The organism is Pseudarthrobacter sp. S6 (assembly GCF_050156575.1).
Taxonomy (GTDB): Bacteria; Actinomycetota; Actinomycetes; order Actinomycetales; family Micrococcaceae; genus Arthrobacter.
This window is the reverse complement of sequence record NZ_CP189581.1, coordinates 1,551,693-1,574,151: the sequence shown is the minus strand read 5'-3', so window position 1 is coordinate 1,574,151 and position 22,459 is coordinate 1,551,693. Positions and strand designations below refer to the sequence as shown.

General features: G+C 63.7%; 15 protein-coding genes and 2 pseudogenes. 9 read left to right on the top strand and 8 right to left on the bottom strand.

Going from position 1 to position 22,459, the window contains the following annotated elements; genetic code table 11:
- Positions 1 to 24: 24 nt before the first annotated feature.
- Together ACQCS0_RS07645 and glyA are read right to left on the bottom strand one after the other, a co-directional pair.
- Positions 25 to 1,244, bottom strand: a pseudogene (locus tag ACQCS0_RS07645) (sarcosine oxidase subunit beta family protein).
- Entirely contained in the window at positions 1,241 to 2,581 is a 1,341-nt protein-coding gene (gene glyA, locus ACQCS0_RS07640; protein WP_426940171.1) for a serine hydroxymethyltransferase, read from the bottom strand. The pseudogene ACQCS0_RS07645 and the gene glyA overlap by 4 nt, the downstream one beginning before the upstream one ends.
- A gap of 237 nt (positions 2,582 to 2,818) precedes the next feature.
- On the opposite strand from glyA, the gene ACQCS0_RS07635 reads away from it, so the two are divergent.
- The gene (locus ACQCS0_RS07635; protein WP_354155538.1) at positions 2,819 to 4,075 is read left to right on the top strand and encodes an aminopeptidase P family protein; all 1,257 of its coding nucleotides are present in this window, start codon (positions 2,819 to 2,821) and stop codon (positions 4,073 to 4,075) included.
- A gap of 81 nt (positions 4,076 to 4,156) precedes the next feature.
- Positions 4,157 to 4,978: an IclR family transcriptional regulator gene (locus tag ACQCS0_RS07630; protein ID WP_354155539.1), complete on the top strand. Its 822-nt coding sequence runs from the start codon at positions 4,157 to 4,159 to the stop codon at positions 4,976 to 4,978.
- Positions 4,979 to 5,020: 42 nt separating this feature from the next.
- On the opposite strand, the gene ACQCS0_RS07625 is transcribed toward ACQCS0_RS07630, so the two are convergent.
- A complete protein-coding gene (locus ACQCS0_RS07625) occupies positions 5,021 to 6,568 on the bottom strand; it encodes a PucR family transcriptional regulator ligand-binding domain-containing protein (RefSeq protein ID WP_354155540.1) in 1,548 nt (515 codons plus the stop codon).
- Positions 6,569 to 6,674: 106 nt separating this feature from the next.
- Here ACQCS0_RS07625 and ACQCS0_RS07620 point away from each other — a divergent pair, with 106 nt between their 5' ends.
- The 3 genes and pseudogenes from ACQCS0_RS07620 to ACQCS0_RS07610 all read left to right on the top strand — a co-directional run bounded on the left by ACQCS0_RS07620 (position 6,675) and on the right by ACQCS0_RS07610 (position 10,595).
- Complete coding sequence (locus tag ACQCS0_RS07620; protein WP_426940170.1) at positions 6,675 to 8,195, top strand: purine-cytosine permease family protein; 1,521 nt, start codon at positions 6,675 to 6,677, stop codon at positions 8,193 to 8,195.
- A gap of 57 nt (positions 8,196 to 8,252) precedes the next feature.
- On the top strand, positions 8,253 to 9,056 hold the full coding sequence (locus tag ACQCS0_RS07615) for a creatininase (protein WP_354155541.1): 804 nt from the start codon (positions 8,253 to 8,255) through the stop codon (positions 9,054 to 9,056).
- Positions 9,057 to 9,427: 371 nt separating this feature from the next.
- Positions 9,428 to 10,595, top strand: a pseudogene (locus ACQCS0_RS07610) (IS256 family transposase).
- A 565-nt stretch (positions 10,596 to 11,160) separates the two neighbouring features.
- Here the strand turns inward: ACQCS0_RS07610 and ACQCS0_RS07605 are convergent.
- The 4 genes from ACQCS0_RS07605 to mobF form a co-directional block, all read right to left on the bottom strand.
- Positions 11,161 to 12,327: an ATP-binding protein gene (locus ACQCS0_RS07605; protein ID WP_354155542.1), complete on the bottom strand. Its 1,167-nt coding sequence runs from the start codon at positions 12,325 to 12,327 to the stop codon at positions 11,161 to 11,163.
- A 197-nt stretch (positions 12,328 to 12,524) separates the two neighbouring features.
- Positions 12,525 to 13,046, bottom strand: a complete 522-nt coding sequence (locus ACQCS0_RS07600; RefSeq protein ID WP_426940169.1) for a hypothetical protein — start codon at positions 13,044 to 13,046, stop codon at positions 12,525 to 12,527.
- Complete coding sequence (locus ACQCS0_RS07595) at positions 12,997 to 14,235, bottom strand: hypothetical protein (protein WP_426940168.1); 1,239 nt, start codon at positions 14,233 to 14,235, stop codon at positions 12,997 to 12,999. Before ACQCS0_RS07595 ends, ACQCS0_RS07600 begins: the two co-directional genes overlap by 50 nt.
- The gene (mobF, locus tag ACQCS0_RS07590; RefSeq protein WP_426940167.1) at positions 14,232 to 16,142 is read right to left on the bottom strand and encodes a MobF family relaxase; all 1,911 of its coding nucleotides are present in this window, start codon (positions 16,140 to 16,142) and stop codon (positions 14,232 to 14,234) included. Before mobF ends, ACQCS0_RS07595 begins: the two co-directional genes overlap by 4 nt.
- A 391-nt stretch (positions 16,143 to 16,533) precedes the next feature.
- Between mobF and ACQCS0_RS07585 the strand changes: the two genes are divergently transcribed.
- Positions 16,534 to 17,823, top strand: coding sequence for an MFS transporter (locus ACQCS0_RS07585; protein WP_354155546.1), 1,290 nt, complete (start codon positions 16,534 to 16,536; stop codon positions 17,821 to 17,823).
- Between the two features lie 9 nt (positions 17,824 to 17,832).
- Here ACQCS0_RS07585 and ACQCS0_RS07580 read toward each other — a convergent pair whose 3' ends face one another.
- On the bottom strand, positions 17,833 to 18,735 hold the full coding sequence (locus tag ACQCS0_RS07580; RefSeq protein WP_354155547.1) for a LysR family transcriptional regulator: 903 nt from the start codon (positions 18,733 to 18,735) through the stop codon (positions 17,833 to 17,835).
- A gap of 117 nt (positions 18,736 to 18,852) precedes the next feature.
- Between ACQCS0_RS07580 and ACQCS0_RS07575 the strand changes: the two genes are divergently transcribed.
- From ACQCS0_RS07575 to ACQCS0_RS07565, 3 genes are read left to right on the top strand one after another with little or no spacing between them, the layout of a single operon-like run.
- Positions 18,853 to 19,764, top strand: a complete 912-nt coding sequence (locus ACQCS0_RS07575) for a pseudouridine-5'-phosphate glycosidase (RefSeq protein WP_354155548.1) — start codon at positions 18,853 to 18,855, stop codon at positions 19,762 to 19,764.
- 13 nt (positions 19,765 to 19,777) lie between these two features.
- Positions 19,778 to 20,653 carry a PfkB family carbohydrate kinase gene (locus ACQCS0_RS07570; RefSeq protein WP_354155549.1) on the top strand — a complete coding sequence of 292 codons (876 nt, stop codon included), beginning with the start codon at positions 19,778 to 19,780 and terminating at the stop codon, positions 20,651 to 20,653.
- Positions 20,654 to 20,700: 47 nt separating this feature from the next.
- Positions 20,701 to 22,152: an MFS transporter gene (locus tag ACQCS0_RS07565; protein WP_354155550.1), complete on the top strand. Its 1,452-nt coding sequence runs from the start codon at positions 20,701 to 20,703 to the stop codon at positions 22,150 to 22,152.
- Positions 22,153 to 22,459: the final 307 nt, after the last annotated feature.

Here is a 22,459-nt window from a genome sequence, read left to right as displayed (position 1 = left end):
CGTCTTCTTTCTGGGGGACGGCGGCTAGTGGGCGACGGCGGCTGCGCCGTGTTCATCGATCAGGGCGCCGGTTTCGAAGCGTTCCAGCGCAAACGGCTTGTTCAGCTTGTGCGGGGTCCCGGTGGCGATGTTGTGCGCGAAGGTGAGGCCTGCGGCCGGGGTGCCCTTGAAGCCGCCGGTGCCCCAGCCGCAGTTCACGAACATGTTCTCCACCGGGGTGTTGCCCCGATGGGGGAGGCATCCAGGGTGGTGTCCACGATGCCGCCCCACGTCCGGAGCACGTGTGCCCGGGCAAAGATGGGGAAGAGTTCGACGGCGGCAGCCATCTGGTGCTCGATCACGTGGAAGGAGCCGCGCTGGCCGTAGCCGTTGTAGGAGTCCACGCCGGCACCCATGACGAGTTCGCCCTTGTGTGCCTGGGAGACGTAGACGTGCACGTGGTTGGACATGACCACGGTGGGGTGGACCGGCTCGTGCAGTTCGGAGACCAGCGCCTGCAGCGGGTGCGACTGGATGGGGAGCCGGAAGCCTGCCATTTCGGCCAGGACCGAGCTGTGCCCGGCAGCACACAGGCCCACCTTTTCGGTGTTGATGGTGCCTTGATTGGTCTTGACGCCCACCACGCGGTTGCCGTCCTTGACGAAGCCGGTGACTTCGCAGTTCTGGATGATGTCCACGCCGAGTTCGTCGCATTTGCGGGCGAAAGCCCAGGCCACGTGGTCGTGCTTGGCGATGCCCGCACGGGGCTGGTACGTGGCGCCCATCACGGGGTAACGGATGTTGTCGTTGATGTTCAGGATGGGGCAGAGTTCCTTGACCTGCTGCGGATCCAGCCATTCCGCGTCCACGCCGTTGAGCTTGTTCGCTCCGACCCGGCGCATGCTTTCACGGACGTCACCCAGGGTGTGGGCGAGGTTCATCACGCCGCGCTGGCTGAACAGGAAGTCGTATTCGAGCTCCTCCGGCAGGATCTCCCAGAGCTTGAGTGCGTGCTCGTAGATGGCCGCGCTCTCGTCCCAGAGGTAGTTGGAACGGATGATGGTGGTGTTCCGGGCCATGTTGCCGCCGGCCAGCCAGCCTTTTTCCAGGACGGCGATGTTGGTCATCCCGTGGTTCTTGGCCAGAAAGTAGGCGGTAGCCAGGCCGTGCCCGCCGCCGCCCACAATCACGGCGTCGTAGGAGGACTTGGGTTCCGGATTCCGCCAGAGGAAATCCGGGTGCTCCGGGAGCTGTTGGTTGCTCACTGGGCTGCTCCAATCATGTCTGCCTCAACGCCCGCCAAGGCGGCGTCGGCGGTGAGGTGGGGGTAAAGGGGGAATTGTTCTGCCAAGGCCCTCACCCGGGCGCGGAGCTCGACGGCGGTGTCCTCGCTAAGCGATGCAGCGCTGGCAGCGGCGATGAGCGCCGTCGCGATGATGTCCGCAACCTCGGCGAACTCCACGGCACCAAAGCCCCGGGTGGCCAGGGCTGGTGTGCCGATGCGGAGTCCGGATGACACCATCGGCGGGCGTGGATCGAACGGTACGGCGTTGCGGTTCACCGTAATGCCGATCCGGTGCAGCGCGTCTTCGGCCTGCTGGCCGTCCAATTCCGAGTGGCGGAGGTCCACCAGGACCAGGTGAACGTCCGTGCCGCCGTTGACCACAGAGATGCCGGCCGCGGCAACGTCCTCACGGAGCAGCCGTTCGGCCAGAAGCTTCGATCCTTGCAGGACGCGTTCCTGGCGTTCCTTGAATTCAGGGGTGCCGGCGAGCTTGAAGGCCACGGCCTTGGCAGCGATGACGTGCTCCAGCGGGCCGCCTTGCTGGCCGGGGAACACGGCGCTGTTGATCTTGCGGGCGTACTTTTCCTTGGCGAGGATGACGCCGCCGCGAGGGCCGCCGAGGGTCTTGTGCGTGGTGGTGGTGACGACGTCGGCGTAGGGCACCGGATTCGGGTGCAGCCCTGCAGCCACCAGGCCGGCGAAGTGGGCCATATCCACCATCAGGTAGGCGTCCACGAGGTCCGCGATCCGACGGAACTCGGCGAAGTCGAGCTGGCGGGAGTAGGCGGACCAGCCGGCGACGATCAGCTTCGGGCGGTGTTCGAGGGCGAGTGCCTCGACCTCGGCCATATCCACCCGGAGGTCCTCTTCACGCACGTGGTACGGGACCACGTTGTAGAGCTTGCCGGAGAAGTTGATCTTCATGCCGTGGGTGAGGTGGCCGCCGTGGGCCAGGCTCAGACCCATGATGGTGTCGCCCGGGTCCAGCAGGGCGAACATGGCCGCGGCGTTGGCCTGGGCGCCGGAGTGCGGCTGCACGTTGGCGAATTCCGCCCCGAACAATGCCTTGACCCGGTCGATGGCGAGCTGTTCGATGACGTCCACGTGCTCGCAGCCACCGTAGTAGCGCTTGCCGGGGTAGCCCTCGGCGTACTTGTTGGTCAGGACCGAGCCCTGCGCCTCCATGACGGCGGACGGGGCGAAATTCTCCGAGGCGATCATTTCCAGCGTGGACTGCTGGCGGACCAGCTCATGGTCGATGGCGCGTGCGACGTCAGCGTCGACGCTGGCCAGGGAGTGGTTCAGGGTGCCCGTCATGGCGGCCTCTTTCGGTTCAAGAAACTTCTAGGCGAATGCAACAGTGTTGCGTCGAATGCAACTCTAGAACGGTTGCAGTGTTACGTCAATCACTTTCTATCCTGAGCCGGACTCTGATTCTTCCGGGTGGATCAGGGATAGAACCTTGACTGTGGCACCGGTCATGCATAGCCTGTTGCAACAGCGTTGCTTTGAATGCAACCTTGTATAGATCTCATTGAAGAAAGGCAACACACCATGACCAGCACGCAAACCGAAGCCGCCAACGACGTCACCAAGCTGGAGCGCCTCAAGGTCCTGAACAATGGCAAGAAGGTCAGCCTCACCTTCTCCGATACCGAATTTGAGCGCCGGCTTTCAGGGTTGCGCCGAATCATGGCGGAGAAGAGCCTGGACGCCGTCGTTCTGACCAGCTACCACTCCATCAAGTACTACTCCGACTTTCTCTTCACCTCCTTCGGCCGCTCCTATGCCATGGTGGTCACCAAGGACGACACCGTGACCGTCACGGCCAACATCGACGCCGGTATGCCGTGGCGCCGCAGCTACGGTGACAACGTGATTTACACAGACTGGCGCCGGGACAACTACATCTTCGCCATCCAGGAGGCGCTCCGCACCCGCGGCATTTCCCCGCGTCGAATCGGTGTCGAGGACGATTCGCTGCCGCTGGACAACCGCAACAAGATCCAGGCAGCCTTTGAATCCGCCACTTTGGTCGACGTCGCGCAGGCGGCCATGCGCCAGCGGATGATCAAGTCGGCTGAGGAGATCGAGGTCATCAAGCACGGCGCCCGCATTGGTGACCTGGGCGGCGAAGCTATCCGCAACGCCATCACCGCCGGGATCACCGAGTACGAGGTCGCCCTGATCGGCACCGAAGCCATGGTCCACGAAATTGCACGGACCTTCCCGGACTCCGAAATCCGCGACACCTGGGTCTGGTTCCAGTCCGGCATCAACACCGACGGCGCCCACAACTGGGCCACCACCCGCAAAATACAGGAACACGACATCCTGTCCCTGAACTGCTTCCCCATGACTTCCGGCTACTACACCGCCCTGGAACGCACCCTGTTCTACGGCGAACCCGACGCACGCTCCCTGGAACTGTGGAACATCAACGTTGAGGTCCACAAGCGGGGTCTGGAACTCATCAAGCCGGGAGCCGTCTGCAAGGACATCGCGGCCGAACTGAACGAAATCTACGTGGGTCATGGTCTGCTGGCCAACCGGACCTTCGGCTACGGCCACTCCTTCGGCGTCCTGAGCCACTACTACGGCCGGGAGGCCGGGCTCGAGCTCCGCGAGGATATCGACACCGTGCTGGAACCGGGCATGGTCGTCTCCATGGAACCGATGATCACCGTCCTGGACGGCCAGCCCGGCGCCGGCGGATACCGCGAGCACGACATCCTGGTGGTCGGCGAAGACGGGGCCGAGAACATCACCAAGTTCCCCTTCGGCCCGGAATACAACATCATCGGCGCCTAACCGCCCCTGCTCCGCGAACAAGCGGCGCCACGTCCCACGTGGCGCCGCTTTTTCGGCCTCTGTACGGAACGATGGACCACCATGAGTCAAGAAGAATCCCCGGAGATCAACGGAAACGGCGACACCAAAGGCACCTCCGTCATCGTCAACGCCATCGCCGTGCTGCGGACCTTCACTGCCGACGAGCCGCTGCTCGGAGTCACCGAGATCGCCAACCGGGTCGGTCTGCACAAAAGCACCGTTTCCCGGATCCTGGCCACCTTCGAACAGGAACACCTGGTGGAACGTGACCCGGAAACCCGCCGCTTCCGTCTCGGCCTGGGACTGATCGCCATTGCCGGTCCGCTGCTCGCCGAACTGGAAGAACGGCGCGTGGCCTACCCGGTGCTGCGCGAACTCACCGAACAAACCGGCGAAACCAGCGCCCTCACGGTGTGGAACGGCACCGAATCGATGTGCGTGGAACAAATCGCCAGCCACCACCAGATCAAACACACCACCCCGCTGGGCGCCCGGTACCGGGACGCCATGAGCGCATCGGTCCAGGTCTTCGTTTCCGCCGAACCCGCAGAGCGGGTCAAAGCCCTGCTGCGCAGCGGAGCCATCACCTACCCGGGGCTGGACGATGCCAGCCTCGACGGATACCAGATCAAACTCGGCGACGTATCCCGCCGCGGCTGGGCCATCAACTACGGCGAATCCTCCATCGACGAAGTCGGCGTCGCCGCCCCCGTCTATGACCACCGCGGCGACATTGTGGCCAGCGTCCTGATCCCGGCCCCACGTTTCCGCGTCTCCCGCGACCGGCTGCAACGCCTGGGCGAGGCGTGCGCCGCAGCCGCGGACCAGGTCACCACGCGGCTGGGCGGAAACCCGGAACTCGCCAACCAAAGCCAGGGCTGAGGGCAGCCCCGGGCGGCGGCGAGGCTCAATGGGGGTTGCTCCTCAGACGAGCCGTGCGAGCAGGGTGGCTAAATGCAAGGCGGCCAGCCGTCCCGTTTCCCGGGGATCACCGCCGCAGAGCTCGAAGATCCGCCGCAGCCGCTGGTGCATCGACTGCCGTTCCAGATGCAGCTCCCTCGCCGCCTGGGCGGTGTTGCAGCCGCAATCCAGCCACGTTTCCAGAGTCTCGAGCAGCCGCGAGTTGCGGCGTGCATCATGATCCAGGAGCGACCCCAGCTGCTGGCGCACAAAATTCCGCCGTTGATAGGGGTCCAGCGATTGAACGGCGAGCCGCTCCACGGCGAACGCCTCCGCGTCAACGACGGGATGGTGCGCGCCGCCAGTTTCGGAACGGGACTGTTCCCGAGAAGCGGCCAATTCCAGGGTGAGCTTGGCCTCGGACAGCGACCAGGGAGCATCCGAAACTCCGGCCACCAAGGGGCCAACAGCCGCGAGCGTTCTGGCCAGGACCGGGAGCTCCAACAGACCGGCTATAAGCTTTTTCCGGCACTCGTCCGGATTGTCGCCGCCAAGGTTCGCCACCGCGAGAAGCTCAGCGTTGTCGACGTAAGTGGCGTGGGAGTGCGCCGCCCGGGCCAGCAACTGCTCCACCGACGTCCGCAACTGCGGAGAGGTATCTGACCGGACCACCACGGCCACCAGCGGGACGGACGCCGGGATTCCGGCTGCCGAGGCCAACTGCTGCAGCCGCCACGGCTGGCTGCCGGAATCAATCGCGCGGATCAGGGCAGCTACCGCAACCTCCCGGAGGCCGGGCGACATCCGTTGCAGCATGGCCAGGGCCAGGATATCCACCGAGCGTTTTCCGGCAGTGCGGGCAAGGTTTTCGTCCTCGTGCGCCGGGACCCGGAGCACTAGCTGCGCCGCAAGGATGCCGCGCACCGGCACGTCAATGTGGATCAGACCGGCGTGAACCTGGCCGGCGGGAGCTGAGCCGGCAATTTCAGCGTCTTCGTCGGCGACGCCCGGCGTCGCGCTGGCGAGCGTTGCGCCCGCGAGGGAAACTAACGTCACTTCGGCATTGATGATGCCGGCGAGCACCGCGAGGATCCGGTCCAGGCTGCCGCCGTGCGCCAGTTCGACGGCCATTGCGTGGCTCGCCTCGTCCGCCCGCCGCAACTGGGCCACCGACTCGCTGACCAGTTTTGAGTTGATGGCCTGCATCACACCAACAAACGGCACCACTTTGCGGAGTTCGATTAGCGGAAGGCCGGCTGCCTCGGCGGCCGACACCATCGCGGACGGGAGCGAGGGGAGGGTGACACCGGTTTCGATGGCCAGGGCGGCCACGCCCCGCTCTGCCAGCTGGCGGACGTACATAATCTGCCGTTCCTCGGAGACGGAAGCCAAAGCCTCGCCTCCCGTCAGCAGCAGCTCCCCGCCGTCGAGCAGGGGAGCGATGTCCAGAATTTCACTGGAGTGGATCCAGCGGAGCTGTGTGCCGGCCGCTCTGCCGGCCGCGGCCCGGATGACGGGGTCAGCGACGGACAGCGTCGGGTGGTTCAGGACATCCTGAAGGCGTATTGTCATGACGCTCCGTCGCATAGAACAAGCATTAACTAGACACATTACATGTAGCTAGATGTGGTGCGTGCCACATAGCCTTGAAGGACCTAAAACTCTCACGGAGGCTCCAATGCGTGAACAATCCCCAGCGATGCCCGCCGGTCCAGTGGTCAACGAGGACCACATAGACCACGAGGCCTGGCTCCAGCCCATTCCCGAGTCCCAGCGAACCCGGAAAGTCTCCGGTCAATTCTGGATCTGGGCCGGCGCCAACCTCGCCCCGATCAACTGGGTACTCGGCGCCCTCGGCATCCACCTCGGCCTCGGATTCTCCGACACAGTCATCGTTCTGGTTCTGGGGAACCTGATCGGCATGCTGCTCTTCGGCTGCTTTGTGCTCCTCGGCCAAAAGACCGGGGCCACCGGCATGGTACTGGCCCGGGCCGCCTTCGGCCGGCAGGGGAACTACCTGCCGGCAGCCATCCAGGCCCTGCTGGTCATCGGCTGGTGCGCCGTCAACACCTGGATCATCCTGGACCTCGTCATGGCACTCTTCGGCACCCTCGGCTGGGTGGACCCGACAGCCCACAACTATGCCTGGAAGATCGGCGTGGCCACCGCCATCATGGCCGCGCAGGTCGCTATCGCCTGGTTCGGCTACAAGGCGATCGCGGCGTTCGAAAAGTGGACCGTCCCGCCGACCATCATCATCCTCGCCGTGATGTCCGTCGTCGCCTGGTTCGGCATGAAGATCAACTGGACCTACGCCGGCCCCGCCGGCAACATCCTCGAAGGCTCCGAACGGATCGCCGCGATGAGCGCAGTCATGACGGCCATCGGCATCGGCTGGGGCATCACCTGGTTCACCTACGCCGCCGACTACTCCCGCTTCGTCAGCACCGAAGTCCCCAAGCGCAAGCTCTACCTGGCCTCCGTGCTGGGCCAGTTCATCCCCGTCGTCTGGCTCGGAATTCTCGGCGCCAGCCTGGCCACCAACAGCGGTGAGATCGACCCCGGCAAGCTGATCGTACAGAACTTCGGCGTCATGGCACTCCCGGTGCTGCTGATGGTCCTGCACGGACCGATCGCCACCAACATCCTGAACATCTACACCTTCTCCGTAGCCACTCAGGCGCTGGACATCACCATCAGCCGCCGCAAGCTCAACCTGTTCGTCGGAGTCTTCTCCCTCGCAGCCGTCGTCTTCTTCATCTTCCAGGAAGACTTCGCCGCCGTCCTAGACGCGTGGCTGATCGGCCTCGTCGCCTGGGTAGCAGCCTGGGGCGGAGTCATGCTGGTCCACTACTTCTGGATCGAGAAGCGCTGGCCCGGCGACCCCACCCGGCTGTTCGACGCCGTCGGCACCAAGCGCCTGCCCGGCGTGAACCCGGCCGGCATCGCATCCCTGCTGATCGGCATCTTCTCCACCTGGCTGTTCATGTACGGACTGGTACCGGCCATGCAGGGACCCATCGCCGTGGCCCTCGGCGGCTGGGACCTCTCCTGGCTCGCCGGCGGCCTGACCAGCGCCGCAGCCTACGCCATCATGGGACCGCGCTATCACCGCCATTACCTGCACCTGACCAGCGCCGACGCAACCACGGCACCGGCACCGGCCCCGGCCCCGGCCCGCACCATCGCCGGCGCCTGATACTCGGCGGCAACCGGCGCTATTTCCACACTGTACTTAACGAGGAGCACCACCAGCATGGAAAAGTCAGTATTTCTGGAAGACATGGATGCTTTCGCCTACCGCGAAGTCCTGGCGTCCGGGGACGCAATCGTCCTCATTCCCGTCGGGTCCCTGGAGCAGCACGGTCCACACCTTCCGCTGGGAACCGACACCATCCTGTCATCCCACTTCGCGGAGGGTGTTGCCCGGCGGCTGGGTGGACTTGTTGCCCAGCCGATCGCGTACGGGTACAAATCGCAGCAGAAGTCCGGCGGAGGCAACCACCTCACCGGTACGACCAGCCTGGACGGCGCCACCCTTACCGGAGTGGCCCGCAACCTGGTCAAGTCCTTCCTCAACCAGGGCATCCGGCACGTGGTATTCATCAACGGCCACTTCGAGAACTACCAGTTCCTGTACGAGGGAATCGATCTTGCCCTTGAGGAATTGGGCATCAAGCCCGGGGCAGAGCAGAGCGTGCTGCTGCTGTCGTATTGGGACTTCGTCAGCGAGGACACGCTGGGGCAGGTCTATCCCGGTGGCTTCCCGGGCTGGGACATCGAGCACGGCGGGGTCCTGGAAACTTCGCTCATGCTCCACCTCGAACCGGCCCAGGTAGCCATTGACCGCCTGGTCGACGGCCCTGCCGCGGTCCTGCCGCGCTTCGACAGGCTCCCGGTGGTGCCGGAGCGGACACCCGCCACCGGTTGCCTCTCATCGGCTGCGGGCTCCAGCGCAGCCAAGGGCGGGCTGCTGTACCGACAGGTCGTCGAAGATCTGGCCGTCGACCTCGCAAGTGAACTGCTCAGTGAGCCCGCGACTGCAGTCGTTGCGGCGTAGGCGGGACCCGAACCAACAGAGAGCACGATTCAGACAGTAAAAACTCAGGCGCCGCGGGATATTTTCCCGCGGCGCCTTTACTGTCACGGGACTACGCCCATCGGATACCCAAGGGTGCACCCAGGCCAGGATACGGCCGACAGGACGAGACTCTACCGGCCTACGGACACCCGTGGAAGACCTGCATCGGCTGCGGAGTCAGCGAGGTGCGGGCCAGCTACCTCATGCATTCAACAATGCTTCCACCGAACGCTCACAACCCACCACCAACGACACCCCTTGGCCAGTTTGGCCAACTAGCGGGACTGTGGAATTAACGGCGTATCTGGCTCGACACGCCGGGCGGTGAGCCTGGCGGGGAGGAGCCCGATATGGCCGCAAAACTTGAGGCTGTGCCGAGTACGAAAACCGCTGAGAAGAAAAAAGAAATATCCGAGGCCGACGCTGCCCGCGAGCTGGTCAGGATGGCGAAGGAACAGGGCTTGTCCCTGACCGGTCCCGATGGTCTGCTCAAGCAGCTGACCAAGACCGTGATCGAGACCGCGCTCGATGAGGAAATGACCGAGCATCTCGGATATGAAAAGCACGATACGGCCGGGAAGCAGACAGCGAACTCCCGCAACGGGGTGCGCCCCAAAACGGTGTTGACGGAGACCACCGGCCCGGTGGAGGTGGACGTGCCGCGGGACCGGGACGGCACGTTCACACCGGTCATCGTCAAGAAGCGCCAGCGCCGCCTGACCGGGGTTGATGAGATGGTCCTCTCGCTCTACGCCCAGGGCCTGACCACGGGAGAAATCAGCGCGCACTTCGCCGAGATCTATGGTGCGACGGGACGGGCAGGTCGCCAACCGCCCGATTTACGCCGCCATCGGGGTCACCCTGGAGGGTGAGAAGGACATCCTGGGCCTTTGGGCCGGGACCGGTGGGGAGGGCGCGGAGTTCTGGATGAGCGTGCTGACCGACATCAAGAACCGCGGCGTGAAAGACACTTTCTTCCTGGTCTGCGACGGGCTCAAAGGCCTGCCCGAAGTCGTCACCAACGTCTGGCCGCTCACGATCGTTCAGACCTGCATCATCCACCTGATCCGGAATACCTTCCGGCTGGCTTCGAAGAAGGACTGGGACGCTCTCAAACGGGACGTGAGGCCCATCTACACCGCCGTGAACGCTGCGGCGGCCAGAGCGGCATTCGAGGAGCTCACGGAGCGCTGGGGCAGGAAATACGGGGCGATCGTGCGGCTGTAGGAGAACGCGTGGGAGGAGTTCATCCCGTTCCTGGACTACGACGTGGAAATCCGGCGCGTGATCTGCTCGACCAACGCGATCGAAGCCCTCAACGCCAGATACCGGCGCGCCGTCAAGGCCCGGGGTCATTTCCCCACCGAGCAGGCTGCGCTAAAGTGCCTGTATCTGGTCACCCGATCCCTCGATCCGACCGGTGCCGGCAAGACCCGATGGGCCGTGCGTTGGAAGCCCGCTTTGAACGCCTTCGCCATCACTTTCAGCGACCGATTCCCGGCAGCTGAAAGCTACTAAATGAAAACGCCGGATACACCGTTAATGAGATAGTCCCCAACTAGCCTGTCAATTGGCCAACTGTCTTGGCAATCGACAAGGAAAGTGTGGCTTGCCAGTGTAGTTGGCGAAATTGACAACGTAGCTTGCAGTCAGGGCAGGGGCGGGCCGCACGTGATGGGTCAGTTTCGTTGACAGGGTTCTTGGCGAGAACCGGGGTTCACGGAGTTAACCAGTGTCATTTGTGGCGGGATTGGGCGTGCCGCTGGCTGTTGGGCCGCCTTCGAGTGGCTCGAGGGTCCTGGCGGGGATGACTCGCCAGATGGCTGACAAGATTCGCCAGATCAATTGGCAATTCGCCAACAAGATTGGCAAGCGACAGAAAGCCCCTTTTTCGGCCACTCTCCCGCCCATTTTTAAGCGCCGATAACGGATCTTATGTCAAGCTGACAGTATGACAGGACATGAGAAGGGCTTAGTTAAGGCTAGCATTCCCCGCCCTGGCGAGTCAATGCCGGCTGTGTTGGAGGAGCAAGTTCGGAGATGAGACGTCGTGGTGTTCTGGCATCTCACGGCAGCTCAAGGCTCAATTGGATTGGCGTTTGATGAAGGACGCCATTCCTGGGACGGTGAAGGCGATGACTCCATGTTCGGGAGCGTAGACGAGGCCCTTCGCGATCAGGTTTGCGCGAATCGGGCCGAAACTTGCCGGACTACGTCCCAGGCGCGCTGCTATTTCCCCGGATGAGCTGCCTTTGTCGCTGTCTTCGGCCATGGCCCTGAGGTAGTTCTGTTCGGCTCGGGTGGCCCGGTCCCATCGGGCGCGGAAGAATCCGCTGTCCAGGGCTGCCCGGCCGTTAGCTGCACCGACGCGGGCGTCCTCGTATGTGATGCTCATGCCGGTGGCGGCGTTCCATGTGTCCTGTCCGAATTGTTGCAGGAAGTACGGGTAGCCAGCGCTTTCGTTGACGATGAGAGCGACGGCGGAGTCCTCCCACTGGACCCCATCCTCGGCTGCGGGCTTCGTCAATGCTTGCGAGGCGACGGGTCCGCGGAGTTCCTCGATTTTTCCGTAGTTGAACCGTTCGGCATAGGATTTCGCTTCCGCGAGGACTCTGGGCAGGCTCGGCAGGCCGGCAAAGGCGAAAAGTACGCGCCAGTCATCTTGGGCGGCGGCGTGGGCGATGGCGCAGAGCGCTATTAGTTCGGCCTGATCAAGATCCTGAGCTTCGTCAATCAGGATGGCGAGGCCGACGTTCTCCTCCTCTGCAGCTGATGCCAGGTCGTGGATGAGCTTGCGGAGGTCGGTTTCGAGGACGCCGGTGTCCGCTCCCCCACCGGAGGCTCCTGCAAGGTCCAGACCGAAGTTCCAGGTTCCGCTCTGGTCATAAGATGCTTTGAAGCTGACGGCTGTCTTCAAGGCTTTCAGTAGTCGGCGCCCGGCCGACGGGCGTGCCAGATCGGCAAGAGGCGCGTGAAGGGCTTCTCCCAGCGCCTCGCGCAGTGCCTTGCCGGCGCCCGCTTCGACTTGTGCGACCAGCCAGTCCCGGTCACTCGCGGACCGGCGGAAATCCGAGAGCAGAACTGTCTTGCCCACTCCCCTCAACCCGTAAAGAACGAAAGGCTGAGCCGTTCTGCCTGCTTCAACACGCTCGATGGCAACCTGCCAATCCCGGCGGGGCTGGTCGCGTCCGACAAGGGCCGCCGGTTTTCGTCCTGCTCCGGGCGAGTAGGGATTCGATACGGGATCCACGGTGCCTCATCTCTACGAATGTCTAGTCGAATATAAGCGACTATAGCAAAACGATAGATTCCGGTAGACATTGATGTACTGGGCTTAACCACGCTGTCGCGGAGGCCCGACTCCGTTGTACCCATGTCAATGGACCGGAGGACGTGAGGCGCAGGACTTGCACCCAACCAACTACTTGTGTGCGCAACCCCTCGTGTTTATAGCCGTGGTCCTCGGCGTCCTGCTTCGGGTCCTGTTGCGGGGCCGGTCTGTTGTGCCCGCCGCTTGGCGTCCTCGGCTTCCTGGGCTTGTTGTGCTTGGCGGATCTTCTCGGCGGCGTTTGGCGTCTGGCCTAACGTGGCCTCGGTTTCCTGCCGTACCCGGGCCAGCCGGTCGCGCAGAGACTCTGCCGGCGCTGCTGGTTGGGTGTCTTTCTCAGCTCGCCGGCGTTCGGCGATGTCTTTCATGGCTTCGGTGACTGCTTCCGGGGATTGTTCGGGCGTGGACGTGTTGCTGGTGCCCTTGATGCGGCGTGCCATCGCGGCGATGCGTTCGGCTCGTTCCTGTTCCGGGGTCAGGGTGGTGTCCTGGGACCGTTCCTGGCGCAGCTGGTCCACGACCTGCTCGGCGGGTGTGGGTGTTTCGGCGACGGTCGCTTCCACGTTAGCGGCCTCTGCCATGAGTGCTGCGTCAGCGCCTGCCAGGGGCTCCTTGGCGGTCTGCGCGGAGTATTTGTGCATGGCGGTAACGCGGAATCTCAGTTCGGCCCCGGTTCCCTGCTGGGTGTACTGGTCCGGGATCACGGTGGTGTCGGAGTCGGGGATCCGGTAGGTACTGCCACGGGGTTTCCTTGGTTTCCTTCAACCAGTTCCGGGCCAGGTCCCGGCGGTCGGGGGCGGTGGCAGGGTTCGTGCCGGTGTCTGCGCGGGCGCGCATCAGGTCCGCGGTGGCGCGGCGGGCGAGGCGTGCCAGTGCCTGATCGCTGACGGCTTCAAGAGGCCGGCGGGCCGGGGTTTGGGCGCGGGTGCGCCAGTAGTCGAGTTTGTCCTCGACCCGCCAGGCCAGGACAGCCCCGGGATCCTGGGATTCCTCGAACGGTGTCCCGGTGGCGTCGGTGAGAAGGTTGGTCAGGCTGAAGCCTTCGGATTCCGCGTGGCGCAGATGGGTCGCGACAGCTCCCCAGGCGTCGGAGGCGATGAACGGCTCCGCGGTTCGTTCGCCCAGGATGGTCCGGGCGGTGTTGGCCATCCGTAGTTCGTTGGCCTGGTCATCAATGTCCTGATAGACGGAGACCATCTCCGGCAGGGACCGGGCGACTGCCCGGGCGGCGTCGATCTGTTCGTGTGCGGTGAGGTTCCCGTCGTGGTTTCCTGCCACAGTGCGCAGCACATCGGTGAGGGTTTCGCCGTCGGCGAGGACACCGTACAGGTGGTTCGATTCCCGGCAGCGGGACGCTGCGACGTAGGCGAGGGCGCGGGAGAGGCCTGAGCCGATCATCGCGTGGGTGGTATCGCACGTCATGCCCTGGGTGCGGTGGATCGTTGCTGCGTAGCCGAGCATCGCGTTCTCCCGCACGTACGCCGCGGGCAAGGTGATGGTGCCGTTGTGGTCCTGGTGGCGGACGGTCATGGCCCCGCCGGGGTGGACTTCGGTCACGGTCCATACGTCGTTGTTTTTCACGAAGTCTTTGCCGTGGTTCACGCTCAGGCGACGGTCGTTCTTCCGGGTGACGACGACGTCGCCGGGCCGGGCGGCGAGCCCGTCACGCAGCGCAGCGGCCGGCCCCTCCGCCAGTGCACCGGTACCGAGGCGGTAGGCCTGGGCGCGGGCGTTCAAGTCCGTGACAGTGGCATTGTCGAAGGCCATCATGACCGAGTGCTTACCGGCAGTGGTGTCCTTTTCCCAGGCGGTGTAAACCTGTGAGGTCATCGTGTCTCATCGATGAACAGGACGTCCCCCGGGTTCAGTAGGATCCGGTTCGGGCTGTGGTTCCGGTGCCCGAGGACAAAGGAGTCGATGGTGCTCGCGTTCGCTCCCAGTTCCTTACCCATCACCGCGGCGGCCGCCGCCGTCGGGGCAAGGCCAATGACGTTGCCTCCGGCGGCGCGGATCGTGTCGGCTGCGAGTTTCAGCGCGGTGGTTTTACCCGCACCGGCAGGACCAACACCGATGACCAAGAGCTTGTCACTGCACGCAAATACGCTCGCCATCCGCAGCTGCCCGGCATCGAACGTCTTCTCCTGGGACGCAGCGGCCGTGGCGAAAAATTCGGTGGTCGCTGCGGGGATAACAGTCCGCTGCGCGGCTGTCAGCAACCGGTCCTCACTGTGCAGGACACCGGACGAGGTATAGAGCGTGGAGTGGACTTTCCCGTACCGGCTGGCACCGTTGCGCAGGCGCAATGCTTCCGGCCCGGGGCCGGGAACATCGGTGGTGATGCGGAGCGAGAACTGGTCAATGGCGCGGGCCTTGACCTGCTCAATGAGTTCTTTCGGGATGGTCAGTTCCGCGAACCTGGACCCGAGCCGGCGGCGCGTTTCGGCGTCGATGTGGTGCTCTCCCCAGGTACCGCGGGACCGTTCCAGGGTGCGGATCACCTGGGCGGCTTCAACGGCCGGATCCACTTCATCGGCGTGGGTGACCAATGGTGTGTTGTTCCGGTCCGCGGCGTTCCGGGCGTCGTAGCGGTGCGCACGGGCAGCTTCAACGGCGGCCGGCCCGACGAGCACGCCGGGGACCCGGGCGAACTCCTGCCGCCACTGCGTGACCAGGTCCGAGAGGCGGCGGGCTGACTTTTTCGCCGGCCTGGTGGCCAGGGTCGCCTGCTGGGCGAGGGCGATCATCTGCTTCTGGTGAGGGGCGTATCCGTGGTTCCCGGTGAACTCCTGCACGAGGTTATCCAGGGCAGGTTTGATGTCGTTGCTGCGTGAGGATCCGGCTTCAATGGCCGCGACGGCCACCCCGGCAATCTCGATGACGGGCCGGTCACCGGTGACCTTGCGGGGGCTGACACCGACTCCCAGCCGGGCGCAGACCTTCTCCATCACGGTGCGGTTGTAGTGCTCGGACGCGGCAACCCCGTACTGGTAGAGCAGCCGCCCGTCCAGGGACGACCACTTCCCGTCCGCGCCCATGACCTTGTTCGCCACCACGATGTGATCGTGGAGCTGCGGGTCACCGTTGCGGGAATCGCAGTGCCTGAAAGCGGTGTAGACGAGTCCGCCTTCAACGTCTTCCTGTCGGACGCCGTTGCGTCCGCGGCGGGTGAAGGTCGCTTCTTTTTCCAGGAAGCCCATGGTCTCTTCGATGGCTTCGTGGTGGGCCGCTTCGATCTGGACGCGTGCTTCGTCCCCGCCGGTGGCCCACAGAATGGAGACCGATTTAGCGGGCGCAAATACCAGGTCGTAACCGGCCACAGCCTGGGCTGCGGGTTTGGTTTGGGCGGTGATGAACTTGCCGAGCTCTTCCTTATCGGCAGGGTTCCTGCCGTTGAGCTCGCGGAAGTATTGGGCGCCTTCCTTGGTGCGGATCAGTCGCCTGGTATCCGCATCAGGGGCGGCATGGTTCATGCGCGTGTAGTCGCCCATGCCGCGGTCTATGCGTGACTGAAGCTCGTTATCGGTCTGTGAGAACCGCTTGTACCGCTGCCCCAGGGCAACCTTGGTGCTCGGGTCTTTCGCAAGTTTCACGGCCGCGTCCGGGTGCAGACCTTCCCCGTACAGGGCGCTCATCTGCGCCTCGGACACCGCCCCTGCAACCTCCAGGAGGGCAGCTCCGCCGCCGCCCCACTGACCGGGAGGGTTCCCGTCCACGGTGTAGTAATCCCCCAAGTGCACGGTTCCCTGCGCGCAGCTCGTCCCCGGTAGCGACTTCACGCGTGTAGTACGTGTATCCGTCGCCGGCACTGAGCTTATGCACGGTCATCATTGACCCAGCCTACCGCCCACAGGGACCTCACTTTTCGATGATGCAAGAAGTGTGACAGATTCAGAGTCCGAGACTGCACAGAGAACTGCGCGGAGTGGCTTCGGAGCCAAGCCGCACCCGGTTTCTTTTGAATCAGCTCGCCCAGGTCGACAACACCCATGGTAGATAGTCTTTAGCTATCGATCATGAAATTTTTCATTGTTGCTCTGAATCTCTCTATTTCCTAGGCTCAAGGGGACGGAAGTGCGGACGGGAATCCGGCATTCCAGCGCAGCCGTTCCGGAGAGAAAGCGGACATGCATGAACACCAGGGAACAGACCAAGGCCGCTGAACCAGCGGGCCTGCAATCCACCGCGCCCCCGGTCCGCACCCCGTCGCGGGCCATGGAACTGTTCGCTGCCGTCGGGCCTGTCTATTTTCCGCTGGCCTTCATCAGCCGCCTGCCCTTTGCCATGACAGTGGTGGGCCTGCTGACATTCACCGCAAGCATCCGGGGCTCAATTGCCGAAGCCGGGTTGGTATCTGCCTTGGCCGGCGTGGGCACGGCGACAGCGGGGCCGCTGGTTGGATCACTCGCCGACAAATACGGCCAACGAACCGTGCTTCTGCTGCTCTCCGCCAGCAACATCATTGCCCTGCTCGTCTTTCTGGCCATGGGTTACTCCGGCGCCCCGCTTTGGGGGCTCAGCGCCGTGGCTTTTTGGGTCGGCGCCAGCGCGCCCCAGGTCGCAGCTTTCGCCCGAACCCGGCTGGTTTCCCTTGCGACCCAACGCACCGTCGGAGCCAGGCGGGTACGCATGCTCTCGCTCGTCATGAGCCACGAATCCGTCGCCGATGAAACAGCATTTGTGCTGGGCCCGGTGGCCGTGGGCGTGGCCGCCACCGCGCTCGGCGCCGGCGCCCCGCTCGCGGTTGCCGCCGCCATGATAGCCATCTTCGTCGTCTGGTTTGCCCTCCATCCAACCGCCGGGCCCGACGCAACCGCCTTAAACCCCGAGGGCGCTGGCACGGAACCCCAACTGGCCGGCATCTTCCAAGCGCCGCTCATGATCCTGCCGCTTGGCATGTTTATGGTGGGGGCATTCTTTGGAGCCACACTGACAGCACTGACCGTGTTCATGAAGAACCAGGGACACGAGCTTTCCACCGGAATCGTTTATGGCGGCATGAGTATCGGCTCGGTCATCACGGCCGTCCTGATCATCTTCGCCCCCGCCAGATTCACCCTTCACGCCCGCTGGCTCATCTTCGCCGGCCTCACCGCCGCGGCCGCAACCGCACTGGTCTTCGCCCCAACCATTACGGCGGCGGCCCTCGCCTTGGCAGCCGCCGGCGCCGGAGTTGGAGTCACAATTGTGACCTTGTTCAGCATTGCCAATGAGCGGACCCCGCGCGGGCGCACCACCACGGTCATGACCATGATGGCCGGTTCACTGGTCGTGGGGCAGGCTCTTTTCACCGCCGTGGGCGGCATTTTTTCTGAGTCCTGGGGCTCGATGTCTGGATTCGCACTAGCGACGGGAGCCGCTGTCGTTCTTGCCGCACTGAGCCTGGCGAGCCGGGCCTTCAGCCGCCAGCCGGGTGTTTAGGCGGCGGACTCAGATCAGGCCCAGTGCCTGCGCTTCCTCGCGAATCAGCTTGCGGAGGGTCTTCAGTTGCGGCCGGACGTCGCTGGTGCGCCATTGCATCTCGAGCGCCACGGAGGCAGTTTTTTCCAGCGGAAGTGTGATGAGATCCGCGGACAAGTGTCCCACCATAGACGCCGGAACCAGCGAAAACGCGCGCGACTCCGAGAGCAGGTAGCGCCGGGAACCGACGATTCTTGGCGGGCTCACAAGGATCATGGGGCTGAGGCCGCGGTCGGTGCAGAGCTGCAGCAGGTAGTCGTAGTAGCTAGGGTTTTGTTCGCGGGGCCACAGCAGCAGCGGCACGTCCTCGAGCTTCCCCAAGTCAATATGCGCTCGGGCGGCCAGTGGATGGTTGCGGCTCAGTGCCACGAAAACCTGCTCCTTGACAATGGTCTCCTTAGTGAACCCTTCGATCTCATCGAGGAACCGGCCCAGACCGATATCGCCGTGTTCGTGCTCCAGGGTGGAGGAAACCGCGCCGGTATCGACAGCGGTCTCCGTGATGACAACGTGCGGCAGCACATGCTCCGCGCGGCTGATGACGGCCGGGAGCAGCTGGTTGATGACGCTGGGCGAGGCGACGACCATGGCTTGGCGCATCCGGCTTTCCTCATAGAGGCGAACCCTTCCCACCAGCCCGTCCGCCTGCGCCATCAGCAGCCGGCCCTCCGCCGCCATCACCTCGCCGGCGGGCGTCAGCGAGGCCGATCGCCGCGACCTGTCAAAGAGCGGCAGCCCCAGGGCCTTCTCGAGCCGGGCAATTTCCTGGCTCACCGTGGGCTGGGAAATATGCAGTGCCTCGGCAGCCCGTCCGAAGTGCAGGTGCTCGGCAACGGCCACGAAGATTTCCACCTGGCGCAATGTAAGTTTCATAGGCTAAGTCTATCAAGACCCCAATTTTTGTTTCTTGATCCTACTTGATGGGATCAATATCGTTGGTGACAGAGACCTCAATCGTGGTCGCAGTAAGACGAGATAGAGAGATTTCCCATGGGTTCGAATGCCATTTTTGTTTCAGAAGAAGTCCGGTCGGCTGTCCGGGAAGACCGCCCGGTTGTGGCGCTTGAGTCCACCATCTTCACCCACGGACTTCCCCGCCCCCGCAACCTTGAGGTTGCCCTCGAAGCCGAGGCCAGCCTGCGGGCTGCCGGCGTCGTCCCGGCAACCATCGGCGTGTACAACGGCGTGCCCACCGTTGGATTGACCACCGAGCAGATCACCGAACTGTCCAAGGTGGACAACATGGACAAGGTCAGCCTGCGCGACCTTCCCGTGGTCCGCGCACGCGGCGTGCACGGCGGCACCACAGTTGCGGCAACCGCATTCCTGGCACACCACGCAGGCGTCAAGGTCTTCTCCACCGGCGGCTTGGGCGGCGTCCACCACGGCGCCAGCGAAACCTTCGACGAGTCCGCCGACATGACCACCTTGGCCCAGGTGCCGATCGTTGTCATCAGCGCGGGCGTGAAGTCCATCCTGGACGTTGGGGCCACCTTGGAGCGCTTCGAAACCCTCAACATCCCCGTGATCGGCTTCGGCACCACCAAGTACCCCGGCTTCTACGTGACAGACTCCGGCTTCAGCATTAACTACTCTGTTGAGACCACCGATGAGGCTGCCGCGATCATCCGTGCGCGCGACGAATTCGAGCTGCCCCAATCGGTGCTGCTGGCAAACCCGGTGCCGGAAGACAAGCAGCTTCCCCCGGAGGAACTCGAAGACATCCTCACCCGGGCCTGGGCTGAAGCCGACCGCCAGGGCATCGCCGGCAATGCCAGCACCCCATTCCTCCTCGACTTCATCCAGCGCGACACCAATGGCCGCAGCCTGGAAGTCAACATCGACGTATACCGCGGAAACGTGTCGCTGGGTGGGCGTTTGGCCACCTCGCTGGCAAAGTAAAGGGCTAAAAATCGTGCTGGGAATTGTTGGAGATCTCGTAGAAGATGTCATCGTGTGGCTCGAGGAGCCCATCAGGCACGGTACGGACACCGAAGTGGAGATCTTCCACACCCGGGGCGGCAGTGCGGCAAATGTTGCCAGTTTCGCCAGCCGCCTCGGGCCCACACGGTTCATTGGCTGTGTCGGCGACGATCCGCTCGGAGACTCCCTGGTCAACGGTCTCGCCGCCGACGGCATCGATGTCCGCGTACAGCGGCGCGGGGCCACCGGCACCATCGTTATCCTTATCGACCAGGACGGCGAACGCACCATGCTCCCTTATCGTGGAGCCGCCACTCTGCTGGAGGATGTCCCCGATGAGTGGCTCGACGGCGTCGAACTTCTGCATGTGCCCGCCTACACCTTCAAGGGTGAACCGGTGGGCCACACCGTCACCGGCCTGATTGCGCGGGCCCGTCAAAGGGGCATCTTGGTCTCCATCGATGCCTCCTCCACAGGAATGCTCACCCACTACGGAGTGGACAAATTCCTCGATCTGATGAAGGAATTGCGACCCAACTTCCTCATCGGCAACCAAAGCGAATCCGAGCTTCTTGGACTCTGCATTGACGGCGGTGCCGGACCCAACCTCCACCTCCTGCCGGACACCATAGTGGTGACCAAGGCCGGCGCAGACCCCACTGTGGTCCTTGGCGCCCCGGAAGGCTTGATCGCCATCCCCGTCCCGCCTGTGGCCGAGGTCCGGGACCTCACCGGAGCAGGCGATGCCTTCGCTGCCGGGTTCCTCGTAACATTTCTCGCCAACGGCGACCTGAAGTCCGCGTGCGTCGGAGGCCATACCAACGCCGCACGCGTGCTGAGCTCGCCTGGCGCTTCCATGCCGGACTAACCCCAACCCTCCACAGGAGTGGAGACTTAAAACCAGTAAGGGTTCCAATGACGCACCCATTGCCTGCTAAAGCCATGCCCAAATCCTCCACCGCTGCGCCCACCGTGCCCGCCGAAAAAAAGGGCCTCATCTCCCTCATGGTGGCACTGCTGGCGGCCTGCGTGGCCTTCCAACTCAACGCGAGCATGCTTAGCCCCGTTCTTGTCGTGATGGCAGGAGATCTGAACACGAGCGAAGTCACGGTTGGGCTGTCCCAGACTGCGTTCTTCACCAGCACGGCTCTCTTTGGATTGTTCCTCCCCCGGCTCAGCGACATCGTAGGCCGCCGGAAGATCCTGGTCCTCATGGTGGGAGTCATGGTTCTGGGATCCGTCCTCGCCGCGATGGCTCCCAACATCACGGTATTGATCATCGCCCGCATGATTCAGGGAATTTCGGGAGCCATTGTGCCGGTGTGCCTGATGGTCCTGCGCACCAAGGTCAAGGATGCGAGGCAGTACGGCACGCTCATGGGCGTCGTCACGGCAGTCAACGGTGGAATCGCCGGCATTGACGCGTTCGCCGGCGGATTCCTGGCCAGCGCGTTCGGTTTCCGCTCGATCTTCTGGGTCATCGCTGCGGTGGGCGTCATCGCCGTCGTTCTTGTCACCCGCTATGTACCGGACTCCAAACCGTCGCAGGGCGTCCGCATGGACTGGTGGGGCGTCCTGGCCCTGGCAGTGACCATCCTATTCCTACAAACTGCTGTCAATGAGCTCGGCAAGGGCGCGGCAAGTAACGGCATGCTGGTTCTCAGCCTGCTGGCTGGTGGCATTGTGTCGGCTGTTTTCTTCTGGAAGATTGAAGGCGCCGTCCGCCAGCCGCTGGCCACGCCCGCTCTTATGAAGAAGCGTTCAACGTGGGCCATGCTGTTGACAACCACCCTCACCATGACCGGTGTTTTCGCAACGGTGAACGGTGTGGTGATGTCGCTGGCGCAAAACCCCGACGTGGGCTTTGGACTCAAGGCTGACATGGCCTCATTGCTCCTGCTGACGCCCTATGCGCTCCTTGGCTGGATCATGGGACCGTTCGCAGGCAGGTTGGCTTCCACCCTTGGGTACCTGACCATCCTTCGTATCGGCCTGGGTGGCAGCACCCTGGGCATCGTGGTGCTGGCCCTTGCAGGAACCCAAAACCTGACGTTCCTCATTGGCGGCACCCTCTTCCTGGGCGTCACATATGCGGGCATGGCCAACATCATGCTCAACGGTCTTGGCGTGGTGCTCTCCCCGGCGGACAACCCCGGATTCCTGCCCGGCATGAATGCCGCCTCATTTGGACTGGGTGCCGGGTTGAGCTTCGCCATCATGCCGGCGCTGCAGGCAAACGCCGGTTCCGGTGCCGCCGGTTACGTTGTGGCAATGCTGGTTGGCGCCGGGATCACGGTTGCAGCCCTGCTGATGTCCCTGCTGATTCCGCGGCCCACCGAGGCCGGGGTTGAGGTGGCGAGGACGTAGCTCTGCGTTTCCCACCAAAAAAGGGCCTTTCGGGCAGCGTTCCCGCTGGCCGAAAGGCCCTCTACTGTGTGGAGTCAAGGAGATTCGAACTCCTGACCTCTTCTCAGAGGACAGTGTATTTCATTGGGCACACGCGAGTTCTTCGCAAAGTAACCGCGTCTCCCTACGTCCTCGCGTGTCGTTGGTTCCTGTCGTGCTGGCCACGAACTGAATCGCAAAGACAGTCCCCAATACAGCGGCCACCCGGTGCAGTACATGGCAAGGCAACAACGACTGTCGCAGCTTTTTGAAACTGAGTGCCGCAGCG